Origin of the sequence: Ruegeria faecimaris, from assembly GCF_900182615.1 — a bacterium.
Taxonomy (GTDB): Bacteria; Pseudomonadota; Alphaproteobacteria; order Rhodobacterales; family Rhodobacteraceae; genus Ruegeria; species Ruegeria faecimaris.
This window is the reverse complement of sequence record NZ_FXTE01000004.1, coordinates 1-15,766: the sequence shown is the minus strand read 5'-3', so window position 1 is coordinate 15,766 and position 15,766 is coordinate 1. Positions and strand designations below refer to the sequence as shown.

Genomic DNA, 15,766 nt, shown 5'->3' with positions numbered 1-15,766 from the left:
CACCTGGCCAATCGGATTAGCTGAGCGCAGTCTAGCAACGAAAGGGCAAAAGGCCATGCCTCTTGAGATCGTCACCATCCCATGTCTCAGCGATAACTACGCATTTCTGGCGCATGACGCGGTTAGCGGCAACACCGCATTAATCGACGCGCCTGAAAGTGGCCCGATTCTGTCAGAACTGGAACGACTTGGCTGGGGCTTGTCTCATGTGTTGCTCACGCATCACCATTTCGACCATGTCGACGGGTTGCCGGCCATTTTGGAACAGCACCCGGCGACGGTGATCGGCGCGGCAGCCGACGCACATCGCCTGCCACCTTTGGATCAACAGGTCAATGACGGCGACAGTTTTGAAATCGGCGGGGAACCCGTCCTTGTTCTGGACGTTTCGGGGCATACTCTTGGTCACATCGCCTTTCACATGCCGCAAAGCGCGGTGGTCTTTACCGCCGACAGCCTGATGGCAATGGGTTGTGGACGCCTGTTTGAAGGCACCGCACCGCAGATGTGGGAATCGCTGTGTAAACTGAGCGCCTTGCCGGATGACACGCTGGTTTGTTCAGGGCACGAATACACGCAGTCCAATGCCAAATTCGCTCTCACCGTCGATCCAGGAAATTCTGCGCTGCAGAAACGCGTCGCAGAAATTGACAGCACCCGAGCCGCACAACAGCCTACAGTTCCCTCCACTCTGGCGCTGGAAAAGGCCACTAACCCCTTCCTGCGCGCCGCTGACCCGGCGATTCAGGCGCATCTGGGTATGGCAGGCGCCGAACCAGCCAAAATTTTTGCTGAAATCAGGGCTAGAAAAGATCGGTTTTGATACCTATTTCACCTACTTCACAGCCACGGTCACAACAAATGTGACTGTCAAGAGCAAGAAAACCCTTGAAGCCGGGCTCTGATCAACCAAACTCTAATAGTATGAGGACATGGTTGGGATGGGGATCCGGCCTTCAGCCCGCCCCCTTCTGACCCAAGACAGAGGAGCACCCGCGTGCCTTCATTCTCGAGCACACTAGAACAAGCCATCCACGCGGCCCTGGCGGCTGCGAATGAACGGCGACATGAATTCGCAACGCTGGAGCATCTGCTTCTGGCATTGTTGGAAGAGCCCGATGCGATCCGCGTGATGAAAGCCTGCAGCGTCGATCTTGACGAATTGCGCAGCACTCTGGTGGAATTCATCGACGAAGACCTATCGAACCTTGTCACCGATATTGACGGGTCCGAGGCTGTACCGACAGCCGCTTTCCAACGTGTGATCCAGCGCGCTGCGATCCATGTTCAAAGTTCGGGCCGGACCGAAGTGACCGGGGCGAATGTTCTGGTCGCGATCTTTGCCGAACGCGAAAGCAACGCAGCCTATTTCCTGCAGGAACAGGATATGACCCGGTACGATGCGGTGAATTTCATCGCCCATGGTGTGGCCAAGGACCCGGCCTACGGCGAAAGCCGTTCGGTATCGGGCGCGGATCAGGCAGAAGAGGAAACTCCGGCCAGCACCGCCGATGGCGAGCAAAAAGAAAGCGCGCTGGGGAAATACTGCATCGACCTGAACGCGAAATCGCGCGCGGGCGATATCGACCCGCTGATCGGTCGTGCCGATGAGGTTGAGCGCTGCATTCAGGTGCTATGCCGCCGGCGCAAGAACAACCCGCTTCTGGTCGGTGATCCGGGCGTTGGCAAAACCGCAATCGCAGAGGGACTGGCATTTAAGATCATCTCTGGCGAGGCCCCCGATGTCCTGTCAGAAACCACCATCTATTCGCTGGATATGGGTGCATTGCTGGCGGGCACCCGCTATCGCGGTGATTTCGAAGAACGCCTGAAAGCGGTCGTGACCGAGCTTGAGGATCACCCAGACGCGGTTCTGTTCATTGATGAAATCCACACCGTCATCGGTGCCGGTGCCACCTCGGGCGGGGCAATGGATGCCTCGAACCTGCTGAAACCGGCCCTTCAGGGTGGAAAACTGCGCACTATGGGTTCGACCACCTACAAAGAGTTTCGCCAGCATTTCGAAAAGGACCGCGCGCTCAGCCGCCGGTTCCAGAAGATTGACGTGAACGAACCTTCGGTCGAGGACAGCGTAAAAATCCTGCGCGGTCTGAAGCCCTATTTCGAAAAGCATCACGAGATCAAATATACAGCCGACGCGATTAAAACCGCGGTCGAGTTGTCAGCACGCTACATCAATGACCGCAAGCTGCCCGACAAGGCGATCGACGTGATTGACGAAGCCGGTGCAGCCCAGCATCTGGTTGCTGAAAGCAAGCGCCGCAAGACCATCGGCGTCAAAGAGATTGAGGCCGTTGTTGCCAAGATCGCCCGCATTCCACCCAAGAACGTCACCAAGGACGATGCCGAGGTTCTGAAAGACCTTGAAAAGTCGCTCAAACGGGTGGTCTTCGGACAAGACGTGGCGATTGAGGCGCTGTCCAGCGCCATCAAACTGGCGCGCGCCGGTCTGCGCGAGCCGGAAAAGCCCATCGGCAACTATCTGTTTGCTGGCCCAACCGGTGTGGGAAAGACCGAAGTCGCGAAACAGCTGGCGGATACGCTGGGAGTGGAACTGCTGCGTTTTGATATGTCGGAATACATGGAGAAACACGCGGTCAGCCGCCTGATCGGTGCGCCTCCGGGCTATGTCGGGTTCGACCAAGGCGGTTTGCTGACTGATGGCGTCGACCAGCATCCGCATTGCGTTCTGCTGCTGGATGAGATTGAAAAAGCCCACCCGGACGTGTTCAACATCCTGCTGCAAGTGATGGACCACGGAGAGCTGACCGACCACAATGGTCGCACGGTGAACTTCCGCAACGTGGTGCTGATCATGACCTCGAATGCAGGGGCGCAAGAACAGGCAAAGGCGGCCATCGGCTTTGCCCGCGACCGCCGCGAAGGTGAGGATACCGCCGCGATCGAACGTATGTTCACACCGGAATTCCGCAACCGTCTGGATGCTGTCATTTCCTTCGCGCCGCTGCCGAAAGAGGTCATCCTGCAGGTGGTCGAGAAGTTCGTGCTGCAGCTTGAAGCACAGCTACTGGACCGCAATGTGACCATCGACCTGACGCCAAAAGCCGCCGAATGGCTGGCCGACAAAGGCTATGACGACAAGATGGGCGCACGCCCATTGGGACGCGTCATTCAGGAACACATCAAGAAACCTCTGGCCGAGGAGCTGCTGTTCGGCAAGCTGGCCAAGGGCGGTGTCGTTCGCGTCTCGGTCAAGAAGGGAGAGCTGGATCTGGACATTTTTGGCCCCGATCAACCGCGCATCCCTGGCGACAAACCCCCGCTTCTGACTGCAGATTAAAAGCAGCGCATCAAATCAAAGCCCGGCTTCTACGCCGGGCTTTTTTCTTGCCCGAGCCGAGTCACCTGTCTCAAAAGAAAATCTCAGGGGCGCCCGGAAAACCACCCAACTCTGACAATGGGCCTTCCTTGCTGCAATCAGCGCTCTGTCAGCTTCAATTCGATCCGGCGATTCTGAGCGCGCGCTTCTGGGGTGTTTGCGGGGTTGAAGGGTTGGAATTCACCAAAGCCATTGGCCGCCAGACGTTGCGGTGGAATACCCAACGCATCGACCATATAACGGACAACCGACAAGGCGCGTCCCTGGCTAAGCTCCCAGTTGTCCCGATAGCGGCCAGTTCCGGCCAGCGGGACATTGTCGGTATGGCCGTCAACGCGAATAACCCAGTTCAGGCCTTCGGGAATTTCAGCCGCGACACTGCGCAGTATATTGGCCACCTTGGCGATCTCAAGCTGACCCTTGGGCGACAGCACTGCTGATCCTGTATCGAACAGTACTTCGGACGAGAACACAAACCGATCGCCTTCGATCCGAACGCCTACCTGATTACCCAGCACATCGCGCAACCGACCGAAGAATTCCGAACGATATCGCTGAAGATCCTCGGCCTGCGCCGTAAGTTCTTGGTTCTGGCCCGAAAGGGCTTCGGCCTCGGCCTCAAGCCGGGCGCGCTCGGCCTCTTCCAACAAACGGCGGCGACGCTCTTCCGAGGCGGCGCGGGCGAGTGCGGCGTTCAGATCCTGACCCAATGTTTGAATACGAATATCAGCGGCGGCGTTGCGGTCTTCGTAATCGTCCAGCAAAGCCTGCAATCCACCCAACTGCTCGCGCAGGGCTGCCATCTGCTGGTTCAGCAAGGCAGTCTGACGCTGCGCCTTTGCTGAAACGGCTTTCTCGGCAGAGATTGCCTCACGCGCAACGGCCAGCAAGGCTGCGCGTTCTTCGGCCAATGTGCGCTGTATCTGTTCCGCTGTCAGAGCGTCGGTTTGGGCGGCCAATGCCGCTTGCAGCTGGGCCTGCAACTCCTGACTATCAAGCTCACCAAACTGCCGCTCCAGTTCGGCCTTAGCAGCTTGCGCAGCGGCCAACAGGGTCAGGGTTTCTTCGGCTTGCTTGCGTTGCGCTTCCAGAGCCAGCGTCATAGCGGTCAGTTCCGCATCCGCATCCTGCAGACGATTGCGCAGGTTTTCGGCCGCCGCAGCTTCGGCCAGGCGCGCGGCCTCTTCGGCGTCAAGCTGGCCTTCAAGCTCGGTGACCAATGCGGCCTGCGCGGCCTCATTTTGTTCCAGATCCGCCACCAACGCTTCAAGCGCTTCGCGGCGGGCAGCATCAAGCCGGGCGGCCTCGGCCTGGGCATCGACCTCGGCACGGCTTTGGGCAAGGGCCAGGTTCAGGGCCTCTTGTTCATTCAGCAATTCCGAACGCTCAGATTCCAGTGAGGCGATAACCCCCAGCGACCGCTCCTGATCGGCCAACAGAGATGCGACCTGTGCTTCGAATGACGTGATCCTGGTTTCTGCCTGCGCCAGATCTTCCTCGGCCTGCGTCAGGGTCGCATTCAGCGCCCCTAACCGGGCCTGAAGGCGGCTGTTTTCCCTTTCTTCCAACCCAAGCGCACCAGCAAGGGCCGCCACTTCGCCGGACAGGGCGGTCAGTTCATCCTCTTGCCCCGAAATCGTCTCGCGCAGCACGAATTGCACCACCATGAAGATGGTCAACACAAAGGTCAGCACCATCAACAGCCCGGTCATCGCATCCACGAAACCCGGCCAGACCGACCCCTGAAACCGCTGACCTGTGCGACGGGACAGAGCCATGGATTACTCTCCTTCCGGAGCGGTTCGAACGGCGCCTCGGGGCAATGTAAGAGCTTTGACCAAAAGTTCGATGTCCTTGCGCAGCTCGCTCATGCTTTCTTGGCGGCCTGCTGAAATTTCTTCGAGGATACGCAGCAACTGAACATCCATCGAGCGCAGGCGCATGCGGCTTTCTGCGTCTATTCCTTCGCTGGTCCCCTGTTCCCGCAGATGATCCAGCAGAGCGTCCTGCCCCAGTGCGACACGTTCCAGCGCAGCGGTGACATTCTCGGTCTCAGACTGACGCTGGTTCATATCTCCGATTGCGCCGACAAGATGCCCCAGCTTGCCCGACAGCTCGGCCCGGTCGGCTTCCTGCGCCGAAAACAGGTCCTGCAGGGCGTTCATCTGTTCGGACATTGCATCCAGAACCGGTGTCAGAACCGCCAGTTCGGTGCTGCTGCCGTCATCGCCTGCTGCAAAGCCGACACGGGTGATCGAGGACAACCATTCTTCGAGCTCTCGATAAAACCGGTTCTGCCCGTGGCCCGCGAACAGTTCCAGCAACCCCACAATCAGTGATCCGGCAAGACCCAGCAACGAAGACCCAAAGGCCACGCCCATTCCCTGCAGTTGGGTTTCAAGGCCAACCATCAGGCGATTGAACACGGCCAGCCCTTCTTCGCCATCCTGCGGATTGAGACTGCGGATCGTGTCGACAATAGCGGGGACCGTCGTGGCCAAGCCAAAAAACGTTCCCAAAAGCCCAAGATAGATCAGAACATTGGTGATATAACGCGTGATCTCACGCTCTTCCTCGACCCGTTCGGCCACCGAATCCAAAATAGACCGGGTCGAACTGGAACTGATCTGCGACCGCGCACCCCGGTCCCGCAGCAGCGACGCCAGCGGTGCCAAAAGCTGAGGCGTGCGCGCGTCCTCATGAACAACGCCACCAACGAAGGACTCGATCCAGCGCACCGAACCGATCAACTGTGTCACCTGATAAAAACAGGCAATTACGCCGACGAAAAATACCAGAAGGATAAAACCGTTCAGATACGGGTTTGCATAGAAAACCGGCAAAACGTAAGGCAGCGCCATGAAGATGCCCATACCAGCCAGGCCGATCGCCACAAGCATCGTTACGATCTGACGAATGGGTTGCGAGAAATGCGGTCTCGCGCCCTGTTGTGCCTGCGCCATGCGCGTTTTTCCCGGTTCTTTTCTGCTCTGACGCGAATCTACCGAAAATCTGCCGGTGACGCCAAGGGTTTATGAGGTAATGCTTCGCACCCGTTGCGCTAACCACTCAAGATCGGGATCACGCAGACCAATCTCGGTCAGATGTTCAGCTGTGTTATAAAGGTATTCGGTATTTGGACCGCGCCCGCCGACAGCATGGGCAATGATCTGCGCCTGGTCTTCCAACGGCATGCCCCCGCAATACTGCACGTGATCTGCGTCGATAACATAGGTGACAGCCGTTACGACCTCGTCCGTTTCCAAATGCACATCAAGCATCTTTTCGACATAGGCCGACGAGATCAGCTCGCGCTCGCGCAGTTCATGCAAGGTACGCTCTTCGTGGCCTGCCTCGACGGCGAGGGCCAGACCTTTGCACAGGGTGTCACGCTGTTCATCCAACGCCAGAACAAGGCCGGGTTTCTCTTCGGTTCCGCGGTGATGAATCGAACTCATGCAGAAAGACCGCGCATATCCATTCAGGGTTGCGCGTTCGCTGCGGGACACGGGAAAGCCGGGATTCCACAGCAGCGACCCATATCCGAAAACCCACATCGTCATAGCACTGGTCCTTGCCCGTTTGCGCCTATAAACATCAATTTCAAGGCGGGAAAAAGGGCCATTAGCAATGCGCGGGCTAATACGAGTAGTCATTTTCATCACTGCGATCTGGAGCGCCTATTGGTTCGTCGCCGGATATGGATTGCGCAACGCGATCACAACTTGGTTCGACAACCAACAAGAAAGAGGCTGGCTGGCCGATTTTTCGGACGTAGCCACAGCAGGCTATCCATTCAACCACGTCACCCGACTGAACAGCCCCGCTCTGGCCGACCCGGTCAACGGCACCGCCTGGAGCGCCGACTGGATCGAATTCCAAAGCCCCGCGATCTGGCCGGGTCGACAGGTTCTGCGTTTCGCGGAAACGCCGCAGCTGCTGTCCTATTTCGATCAAACGTCGACCATCGTTGCAGCTGACCTGCAGGCCGAGCTGCAGTTGCAACCTGGTGTCGCGCTGGTGCTAGAGAAAATGTCTCTGACTGCCGGACCATGGTCCGTTGCCAATGATGCTGATTTGCTAGCAGCGGGAACCACGCTTGGTCTGGTGATGGAGCAAACCGAAAATCCTCAAGCCTATGCGATCAGCGCGCGGATCGATGGCTTTTCCCCCGGCGATGATCTGCGCGCCATGATGCATTCCGCCACCACACTGCCCCAGACATTCGATGCGCTGGAAATGGATATGGTCGCCACCTTTGACAAACCGTGGGATCGATCTGCACTGGAACAAAGCCGACCTCAGCCCACCCGGATCGACCTGCGTCTGGCTGAGATGAAATGGGGTGCATTGCGCCTGTTCGCTGCCGGAGAGCTGGACGTAGACGATCAGGGTATTCCTACCGGAGAGATTTCGATCAAGGCCGAAAATTGGCGTGAGATGGTTGCCATGGCCAACGCCGCAGGGGCCCTGCCCGATCAGGCGGTAGACCCTGTGACACGTGCCCTGAAATTCATGGCTGGCTTGGGGGGCAATCCCGATTCGCTGGATCTGCAGTTGAACTTCCGTGAGGGCTATGTGGCGCTTGGCCCGCTACCCCTTGGTCCGGCCCCGCGGTTGATCCTGCGTTAACGGCAGTACGGGCCACGGCGATACCGGGCTGTGTCCAAGTGAAAATGATCCCGGTGATACCGGTCCGCATTCGGGCCAAGTACCGTTCCGAACGGCCCGCAGGCGGCGCGCCAGATCTTGGTCAGTTGCTTCTTTGACGGGTTCTTGCGCCAACCGTTCAGAACGGTCACAACCTCGCCATTCGCCATCTTGAAACCTGATATGTCTATGGCCCGGCCCTTACCGTGTTCCGATATCCGCGCACCCTTGCGGTTGTTGCGCGTTCGGCATGCGTAGTGGGCCGCGACCTGCAGTTCGACAACGGGACCGCGCCTTTTGAAGGTGGGCTTCACGCTTTTCTCGACCCATTGGTTCAGCGCAATTGCTGTGCCGCAATCCATGGTGGACGGACGGCTAAGCGCCACACCAGAAACTGAGGTGATCTGTACCGCTTCCTTGATCCCGCAGGCTTTGATCTTGCCGGGAACATTACCCACCGACTTGCCCTGAATTTCGATATTCCCGCAGACCGATGTTTTGCGCAGCTTACGCTTTTTGAACAGCACCTGCTGTACCAGCGTATTCGGCTGCAACTCTGGCTGCATCCCGACCGGAGCGGCAAAGGCCAGAACCGGTTGGTCATCGGGGGTCAACCGGTGTTCCGATGGCGTTGCATTCCCCATTGTGGCACCAAGTACCAACCACCCAATCGACAGACCGCTCCAGCCGCGCCTCATGGGTTGGTATTCCCGCGACCAAAATCCGGCGCGTCCGTATCCTGCCCGGCATCAATGATCCCGCGCCGGATCGCACGTGTGCGCGTGAAATAATCGAACAGCTGATCGCCGTCACCTGTACGAATGGCCCGCTGCAGCGCAAACAGTTCTTCAGTGAAACGCCCCAATATCTCTAGCGTCGCATCCTTGTTGGTCAGAAACACATCGCGCCACATAGTCGGGTCCGAGGCCGCGATCCGGGTGAAATCCCGAAAGCCCGCGGCCGAGTATTTGATGACCTCGCTATCGGTCACACGGCGCAGATCATCCGCTACGCCGACCATCGTATAGGCGATAAGGTGGGGCGCATGGGATGTAACCGCCAGAACCAGATCATGGTGATCGGCATCCATCTCATCAACATTCGACCCCAACCCCGTCCACAATGAGCGTAGTCGCGCAACGGCCTCCGGGTCCGAGCCCTCTACCGGCACCAATAGGCACCACCGATTATCGAACAGCTCGGCAAATCCGGATTCAGGGCCGGAATGCTCGGTCCCGGCCAGCGGATGCGCGGGAATGAAATGAACGCCCTGCGGGATGTGAGGCGAGACATCCTGAATGACATGCCGCTTGACCGAACCCACATCTGACACGGTCGCGCCCGACTTCAGGGCAGGCGCAATCTCCTGCGCTACCGCGCCCATCGCTCCGACCGGCACGCATAGAACCACAAGGTCTGCGCCCTCGACGGCCTCTTGCGCGGTGTCGCAGATCCGGTCGCATAGGCCAATCTTGCGCGCGGTGTCGCGCGTGGCCTCGGACCGGGCATAGCCGGTTACTTCGGCGGCCAATCCAGCACGTTTAATCGCCCAGAACATCGACGATGCGATCAGGCCCAACCCGATCAGCGCAACGCGGTCATATACCTGGCTCATGCGGCGCCCCCTTTGAAAGCGGTTATGGCCGCAACGACACGGCGACAAGCCTCCTCGTCCCCAACCGTGATCCGAAGAGCATTTGGCAGGTTATATCCCGCCACGCGGCGCACGATCAAACCCTGTGTCTTGAGGTAATCGTCGCACGCTTCGGCCTCGGCCTGATCCTTAAAGCGGGCGAGAATAAAATTAGTGCTGGACGCATCCGAAGATACGCCGATTTTGGACAACTGGGCCGAAAGCCAAACCCGCAAGCGTGCATTTTCGCTGTGGCAAAAGGTCAGGTACTCTTCGTCCTTTATGGCGGCTTCGGCAGCGGCCAACGCAGTCAGCGACAGGTTGAAGGGCTGGCGCACCCGGTTCAGCACATCAATGATCTCTTGCGCCGCATAGCCCCAACCGACCCGCATCCCACCCAGTCCATAGATCTTGGAAAAGGTCCGCGTCATGATCACATTCTCGAACCGATCCACCAGAGCGCGGCCTCCGTCGAACCCTTCGACAAACTCGGCATAGGCGCCATCAATCACCATCAGACAGGTCTGCGGCAAGCTTTCGGCCAGTCGGATAAGATCAGCCTCGGGGATCATGGTCGATGTCGGATTGCCCGGATTGGTCACGAACACGATCCGGGTCTGGTCAGTCACAGCGGCAAGAATGTTGTCCACATCCACGTGACGATCGGTTTCAGGCACCATCACCGGAGTTGCCCCCGCCATCCGAGCGATGATCGGGTACATCGAAAATCCGTGTTCGGTATAGATAACCTCATCCCCCGGACCGGCATAAGCCTGTGCCACGAATTGCAGCACCTCGTCACTGCCCACGCCGCAGATAATTCGCGCCGGGTCCAGCCCGTGGCGTTCGCCAATGGCCATACGCAGACTGGCGTGATCTGTACTGGGATACCGGTTCAGGGTGGCCGCACTGTCACGCACTGCTTCGATCGCTTTGGGGCTAGGGCCAAAGGGGTTTTCGTTCGAGCTCAACTTGATCACATGGTCGACCCCCGCCACCTTCGACTGGCCGCCCTGATAAAGCGCGATGTCCATAATGCCGGGTTGAGGGGTGATCTGGGTCATAAGAGGCTCCGTATTTAGAAGCCCCTCATACCCGTCTCAAAGCGTTGAGAAAAGCGGCAATTCCCTTAAGCCGCCTTGAAGCGGGCTGTCGCCGGGTCGGCGTCGTAAAAGGGGGTAAATTCTTCGGTCCGCCGGGACAGGTCATTGACGCTGTCGATGATGAAGCGGACAGTCTCTTGGGACATCAGATATGAAAAGTTCAGACGCACCCAACCGGGTTTTTTCAACTCTTCACCAGCACCAAGCGCCGCATGCAACTGCTCCGAGGCTGCACGATCAATACCCAGCAACCGATGGGCATAGGGCCCTGCACAAGCACACCCGCCCCGCGCTTGAATGCCATAAACATCACTCAGCATCCGGGTGAATAACTGCTGGTGCACCGGCTGACCTTTACTGTCATGAACAAGAAAGGAAAAAATCGGCAACCGATGTGGATTGTCCGCGCCCAACAAGGTCAGACCTAGGTTATCTCCCCACCCTTCCAATGCCATCTGGTTATAAAGCGCCTCGCGCCTTGCGATTTCGTCTGCGCCAACCGCATCCTTGACCATGAAAGCCAACGCGGCACGGATGTCGCCTATGACATTCGGCGTTCCCGCCTCTTCGCGCGTTGCAAGATCGGCGCTGTAGTCATGCCCCCAAGGGGACACGAAACTCACAGTGCCACCACCGGGCCAGCTGGGGCATGTTCGCTGCACAACGTTTTGATTGACGATCAATACACCAGACGCGCCGGGTCCACCGGCAAATTTATGAGGAGAGACCACGATCGCATCCTTGCGCGCATCCGCCGGGCCCATTTCCATTGGCAGATAAGGCCCACCGCCCGCATAATCCCAAACCGCTACAGCGCCATTAGCCTTAAGCAGCCGCGTAACCGGGTCGGGATCAGTGATTATGCCCGTCACATTCGAAGCGGCCGAAAATGATCCGACGATCAGATCCGCATCCGCGTTTTCAACCAAGGCACGCTCTAAAGCCGACAGATCGACACCCCCTTCGGATGCTTCGGGGATTTCAATCACCAGCGCTTTGCTTTCCCGCCACGGCAGGATGTTCGAATGGTGCTCATATGGGCCGATCATTACCACTGGTCGTGCTGCGGCCTCGATCCCCAACAGATTGACCAGCCGGTTGAGACCCGCTGTAGCGCCCGATCCCGTAAAAATCACCGCATCATTTTCCCCGGCGCCAACAATCCGGGAGATTTCCGCACGGGCCTCGCGGCGCAGTCGGGTCATGTAGGCCCCGCAATAAGACGCCTCGGTGTGGCTGTTGGCATAAAACGGCAACACATGCGCGGCCACAAAATCCTCGACCTGCTTCAATGCGCGGCCCGACGCAACATAATCCGCGTAAACCAAAGGTATGTCCCCGCGCAGCCCCGGGATCATAACATTCTCGCCGATTAAGCCATCGCGCAACGTGTCGCTACGAACAGCAGCTTCAATGTCAGAACGAAATTGGGAAAGTGTCATTATATGGACTCCGAAGTTTCCCAACAAATATGATTGATATGTGTTGGGTATATAATGCATATTTTTAGATGGTTTTCATAAATCATGTGTCATATGATTTGGAATGTCAAAAAATCTAGATCATATTGACCACCGCCTGCTGCGTGAATTGCAAACCGACGCTACGCTGTCCCAACGAGAATTGGCCGACCGCATCGGGCTGTCGCAAAACGCCTGCTGGCGTCGGCTGAAGGCCCTGAATGATCAGGGCGTCATCATCGGATCGACGGCGCAAATCGCGCGCGAAAAACTAGGGCTGAGCCTTGTGGTCTTCGTCATGCTGCGTACGCGGCACCACTCGGCCGAGTGGTTACAGGCCTTTCGCAGGCATGTTCTGACGATACCAGAGGTCGTGGACTTTCACCGCATTGGCGGCGACTACGACTATCAGCTCAAGGTTGTTACGCAGGATATGGCTTCGTACGACAAGGTCTATCAACGCCTCATCGAAAAAGTCGAGCTGGACAGCGTAACCTCATATTTCGCGATGGAGGCAATTGCAGAAGGACGACCCTTGCCAATCTGATCCGCTCTTTATTTGGCCAAAAAAATTGCTCGGGGGGCATCGCGGCTGGTCGTGATTGGGGGCAGAGTCCCCTAAAACGAAAAAAGGCCGCGCAACCGCGCGGCCTTTCGAATTTCGATTTCGGCGAAGATTAGTTCTTCGCGTAGAATTCGACAACCAGGTTCGGTTCCATCATGACAGGGTAAGGCACATCGCCCAGACCCGGTGCGCGCACGAAAGTCGCGGTCATTTTCGAGTGGTCGGCGTCAATGTAATCAGGAACATCACGCTCGGCCAGAGCAGCAGCTTCAAGAACAACGGCCAGTTGCTTGGACTTGTCACGTACTTCGATGACGTCGCCTTCTTTGACACGGTAGCTGGGGATGTTGACCCGCTTGCCGTTCACTGTGACGTGGCCGTGGTTCACGAACTGACGCGCGGCGAACACGGTCGCGACGAATTTGGCGCGATAGACAACGGCGTCCAGACGGCGTTCCAGCAGACCAATCAGGTTTTCACCGGTATCGCCGTTGACACGAACAGCTTCGGCATAGATGCGGCGGAACTGCTTTTCGGTCAGGTCGCCATAGTAGCCCTTCAGCTTCTGCTTGGCGCGCAGCTGCAGACCGAAGTCAGACAGTTTGCCTTTCCGGCGCTGACCGTGCTGACCAGGGCCGTATTCACGACGGTTGACCGGGGATTTCGGACGACCCCAGATGTTTTCGCCCATCCGGCGGTCGATTTTGTACTTGGCAGACGTGCGTTTGGTCACGGCTGATCTCCTTCTTAAGGTCGAGGCCCTGATAGGCCACTATGAAGGGCGTTGTCCTCTTGAGGTTTCCCTCATGACAGGCCTCCCCTTGCGGGGGCCACCAACACCAATGAAGCCGCGCTTATATCCGCAGCGCTGGCAGAGTCAACATGCCGAACGGACGGAACCGAAACTTTCTGAAATTCAATTCAAAGACGGCACCACTAACGGGATTTACTCCGCTAAAGTGGCACCGTTTACAGTTGCGCGTAGGTTCGCGACACCAGTGTACTGGAACTGAGTGGCCTTGCGATGAAACGCGACGACAGTTCCGTCCTGCTCTGCAACTTCACCACTCTGATGCTTGATCTGAGTATATGCGCTGATCCAGAATTCCTGATCGCGTGAAGGACAGCCGCTTTCAAACACCAGCGACGGGCTTTCATCATCATCGGAAACGACCAGTAACGCTGAAAACCGTTGCGCCCCGTTCATAAGCTCGAGCGTTCCGACGACATTATCCGAAAAAGTCGTGGCAGGAATAACGCGCCCGATTGTACCTGATGCAAATGCGTTTTTACGCCCGGCAACTTCAGCGCTGCCTGCTAGCATCGATGCCTGACCGCGCCAGGACCAGGCCGACCCTACATTTAAAAATGCCAGAGGCGCCGCCTCTAGCCCATCAATCTCTGTCTGCGACCATGAAATGGCAACACGACCGTTTACCCCGGTATTCATTTTACCGCCCGTACCCCTCAACAAATCACTGCCCGATGGCCAAGGGTTTATCAGTGACGATTCCGGCAGAAAAGGGACGGAATTGCAGCAATCACGAGAATGTTGCAGAACAGAATCAGAATCCGGATGCAGAAATCCGCGTTTCAAAGACTTAAAGGATCATACTGAGCCCGAATATCGGTCTGCCCTGCATTCGGTCTGATCAGGCTTTTTTCGATTCGCCAACCACAGCGGATTTAGATTTCAAATGCGTGCGCCCTAATCGGCACACTGCACGAGCTGTCAGTTCACCAGCCCCCGATCCGCCATTCCACCGGAAAAGCGGAGGCTGCGGATATCTTCCGGCATCGTCTTGTACTGGTCTCGAAAAGCACGTTTCAGTGACGTTGTAGACGAAAACCCTGTGGCGGTGGCAATCTCGATTTGTGGCAAATCCGTAAACCGCAGCAGGCTATGCGCACGTTCCAGACGCAATTCTCGGTATGTGGCCAAAAGCTTTGCCCCCGTCTTGTTCAGAAACCGTCTCTGAAGCTGCCGGGTTGAAGTGCCGACCATGTTCGAAAGATCCGTGATCCTGAGTGGCTCTTCGACATGGTTCAGCATTGCCTCAACCGCTGACATAACCAGGTGATCCCCGCCCGCACGATGGATCAAGCGATTGGCAAGCTGGCTTTCGCAGTCCCGCTTGGGTTCGGACAGGCCGATAAACCCGCGCAGGTTATCTGCCATGTTCTCACCATGGTCCAACGAAACAAAATCCGCCAACAAACGCAGCGTACTCAGACGTGTCGTCGCGCTATGCGTGCGCCCGCGCGCCGCCAGATATGTGCCTGTACCACAGTTGGTCAAACCTGCTTCACGCGCTGCTGCATCGAAGTTGGGGTGAATGGCCGCGACTGTTTTTTCCGACAATCTAATCTGGGCCAGCACAAGCACGGCACCACCGACAAGAACGGTCCGTGGCGAAAGGTTCAGAACTTGTGAGACCCATGTTCTTTCGGCGTCGGACAACGTCCAACAATCCGAAAAATCGCCCCAGAAAACAGCCGCTCTTCCGGTCCAGTACTGCGGTCCTCCTACAGACCCCGCACCAGCCAAACGCAGATTAACGACATAGGAATGGTCGCCGGTCAGATCGCTCAGGACATGATAAAATTCCCTGATCATCTCGGCCGAGGCAAATGCACTACTATCGCGCACGATCACATCGATGTTGTGGGTTCGCACGAACGCAGCAGAGGTTGGCTCAGCCAGATAGGCTAGGTCATTTTCGAAGATGCAATGCTTCATGTCTCCCCCGCTGAAAAGCCTGGGCCACAGGCAAAGGCATATGGCCCGGGATGGATCAGCCCCTGGCCATTGCGGGGGCTGATCTGGTTGTCGTCTGTTTACTCTGCGGCTTCTTCGTAAGCGTCCATTGGTGGGCATGTGCAGATGAGGTTTCGGTCGCCGTATGCGTTGTCGACGCGGTTTACGGGGGACCAGTATTTGTCGACGCCCATGGAGCCCGGGGGGAAGCAGGCCTGTTCGCGGGTGTAGGGGCG

The 15,766-nt window shown here is 57.4% G+C and carries 15 protein-coding genes; 5 read left to right on the top strand and 10 right to left on the bottom strand.

All coding sequences use genetic code 11. The features are described 5' to 3' along the window. Positions 1 to 55 precede the first annotated feature (55 nt). Positions 56 to 823, top strand: a complete 768-nt coding sequence (gene gloB / locus FN806_RS09590; protein ID WP_142636485.1) for a hydroxyacylglutathione hydrolase — start codon at positions 56 to 58, stop codon at positions 821 to 823. A gap of 174 nt (positions 824 to 997) precedes the next feature. Further along, positions 998 to 3,322 carry an ATP-dependent Clp protease ATP-binding subunit ClpA gene (clpA, locus tag FN806_RS09585; RefSeq protein WP_142636483.1) on the top strand — a complete coding sequence of 775 codons (2,325 nt, stop codon included), beginning with the start codon at positions 998 to 1,000 and terminating at the stop codon, positions 3,320 to 3,322. A 137-nt stretch (positions 3,323 to 3,459) separates the two neighbouring features. Here the strand turns inward: clpA and FN806_RS09580 are convergent, their stop codons facing one another. The 3 genes from FN806_RS09580 to FN806_RS09570 all read right to left on the bottom strand — a co-directional run bounded on the left by FN806_RS09580 (position 3,460) and on the right by FN806_RS09570 (position 6,924). Beyond that, positions 3,460 to 5,139, bottom strand: a complete 1,680-nt coding sequence (locus tag FN806_RS09580) for a peptidoglycan -binding protein (protein WP_142636481.1) — start codon at positions 5,137 to 5,139, stop codon at positions 3,460 to 3,462. Positions 5,140 to 5,142: 3 nt separating this feature from the next. Further along, a complete protein-coding gene (locus tag FN806_RS09575) occupies positions 5,143 to 6,324 on the bottom strand; it encodes a biopolymer transporter ExbB (protein ID WP_142636479.1) in 1,182 nt (393 codons plus the stop codon). A gap of 69 nt (positions 6,325 to 6,393) precedes the next feature. After that, on the bottom strand, positions 6,394 to 6,924 hold the full coding sequence (locus FN806_RS09570; protein ID WP_142636477.1) for a gamma-glutamylcyclotransferase: 531 nt from the start codon (positions 6,922 to 6,924) through the stop codon (positions 6,394 to 6,396). A 67-nt stretch (positions 6,925 to 6,991) separates the two neighbouring features. Here FN806_RS09570 and FN806_RS09565 point away from each other — a divergent pair, with 67 nt between their 5' ends. Continuing rightward, positions 6,992 to 7,993, top strand: a complete 1,002-nt coding sequence (locus tag FN806_RS09565) for a DUF2125 domain-containing protein (RefSeq protein WP_142636475.1) — start codon at positions 6,992 to 6,994, stop codon at positions 7,991 to 7,993. On the opposite strand, the gene FN806_RS09560 is transcribed toward FN806_RS09565, so the two are convergent. From FN806_RS09560 to FN806_RS09545, 4 genes are all read right to left on the bottom strand, one after another. Next, positions 7,990 to 8,709: an extensin-like domain-containing protein gene (locus tag FN806_RS09560; RefSeq protein WP_246097224.1), complete on the bottom strand. Its 720-nt coding sequence runs from the start codon at positions 8,707 to 8,709 to the stop codon at positions 7,990 to 7,992. The genes FN806_RS09565 and FN806_RS09560 overlap by 4 nt on opposite strands. After that, on the bottom strand, positions 8,706 to 9,626 hold the full coding sequence (locus tag FN806_RS09555; protein ID WP_142636472.1) for a prephenate/arogenate dehydrogenase family protein: 921 nt from the start codon (positions 9,624 to 9,626) through the stop codon (positions 8,706 to 8,708). Before FN806_RS09555 ends, FN806_RS09560 begins: the two co-directional genes overlap by 4 nt. Beyond that, positions 9,623 to 10,708 (bottom strand): histidinol-phosphate transaminase, encoded by a 1,086-nt coding sequence (gene hisC, locus FN806_RS09550; RefSeq protein ID WP_142636470.1) that lies wholly within the window; start codon positions 10,706 to 10,708, stop codon positions 9,623 to 9,625. Before hisC ends, FN806_RS09555 begins: the two co-directional genes overlap by 4 nt. A gap of 65 nt (positions 10,709 to 10,773) precedes the next feature. After that, positions 10,774 to 12,189 (bottom strand): aminotransferase class V-fold PLP-dependent enzyme, encoded by a 1,416-nt coding sequence (locus tag FN806_RS09545; protein WP_142636468.1) that lies wholly within the window; start codon positions 12,187 to 12,189, stop codon positions 10,774 to 10,776. Between the two features lie 103 nt (positions 12,190 to 12,292). Here FN806_RS09545 and FN806_RS09540 point away from each other — a divergent pair, with 103 nt between their 5' ends. Next, positions 12,293 to 12,754, top strand: coding sequence for an Lrp/AsnC family transcriptional regulator (locus FN806_RS09540; RefSeq protein WP_142636466.1), 462 nt, complete (start codon positions 12,293 to 12,295; stop codon positions 12,752 to 12,754). 130 nt (positions 12,755 to 12,884) lie between these two features. On the opposite strand, the gene rpsD is transcribed toward FN806_RS09540, so the two are convergent. The 3 genes from rpsD to FN806_RS09525 form a co-directional block, all read right to left on the bottom strand. Further along, complete coding sequence (rpsD, locus tag FN806_RS09535) at positions 12,885 to 13,505, bottom strand: 30S ribosomal protein S4 (protein ID WP_058279997.1); 621 nt, start codon at positions 13,503 to 13,505, stop codon at positions 12,885 to 12,887. 213 nt (positions 13,506 to 13,718) lie between these two features. Then, positions 13,719 to 14,222, bottom strand: a complete 504-nt coding sequence (locus FN806_RS09530) for a hypothetical protein (RefSeq protein WP_142636464.1) — start codon at positions 14,220 to 14,222, stop codon at positions 13,719 to 13,721. A gap of 282 nt (positions 14,223 to 14,504) precedes the next feature. After that, positions 14,505 to 15,512, bottom strand: coding sequence for a helix-turn-helix domain-containing protein (locus tag FN806_RS09525; RefSeq protein WP_185956676.1), 1,008 nt, complete (start codon positions 15,510 to 15,512; stop codon positions 14,505 to 14,507). A gap of 50 nt (positions 15,513 to 15,562) precedes the next feature. Here FN806_RS09525 and FN806_RS20580 point away from each other — a divergent pair. Further along, positions 15,563 to 15,766, top strand: a 204-nt coding sequence (locus tag FN806_RS20580; protein WP_221929481.1) for a hypothetical protein, incomplete at its 3' end; no start/stop codon positions are given.

Coding starts and splice junctions, on each gene's coding strand:
- FN806_RS09525 (WP_185956676.1), bottom strand. CDS start 15,512: ATGAAGCATTGCATCTTCGAAAATGACCTAGCCTATCTGGCTGAGCCA.
- hisC (WP_142636470.1), bottom strand. CDS start 10,708: ATGACCCAGATCACCCCTCAACCCGGCATTATGGACATCGCGCTTTAT.
- FN806_RS09580 (WP_142636481.1), bottom strand. CDS start 5,139: ATGGCTCTGTCCCGTCGCACAGGTCAGCGGTTTCAGGGGTCGGTCTGG.
- FN806_RS09540 (WP_142636466.1), top strand. CDS start 12,293: ATGTCAAAAAATCTAGATCATATTGACCACCGCCTGCTGCGTGAATTG.
- gloB (WP_142636485.1), top strand. CDS start 56: ATGCCTCTTGAGATCGTCACCATCCCATGTCTCAGCGATAACTACGCA.
- FN806_RS09530 (WP_142636464.1), bottom strand. CDS start 14,222: ATGAATACCGGGGTAAACGGTCGTGTTGCCATTTCATGGTCGCAGACA.
- FN806_RS09570 (WP_142636477.1), bottom strand. CDS start 6,924: ATGACGATGTGGGTTTTCGGATATGGGTCGCTGCTGTGGAATCCCGGC.
- FN806_RS09555 (WP_142636472.1), bottom strand. CDS start 9,626: ATGAGCCAGGTATATGACCGCGTTGCGCTGATCGGGTTGGGCCTGATC.
- FN806_RS09575 (WP_142636479.1), bottom strand. CDS start 6,324: ATGGCGCAGGCACAACAGGGCGCGAGACCGCATTTCTCGCAACCCATT.
- FN806_RS09560 (WP_246097224.1), bottom strand. CDS start 8,709: ATGAGGCGCGGCTGGAGCGGTCTGTCGATTGGGTGGTTGGTACTTGGT.
- FN806_RS09565 (WP_142636475.1), top strand. CDS start 6,992: ATGCGCGGGCTAATACGAGTAGTCATTTTCATCACTGCGATCTGGAGC.
- FN806_RS09545 (WP_142636468.1), bottom strand. CDS start 12,189: ATGACACTTTCCCAATTTCGTTCTGACATTGAAGCTGCTGTTCGTAGC.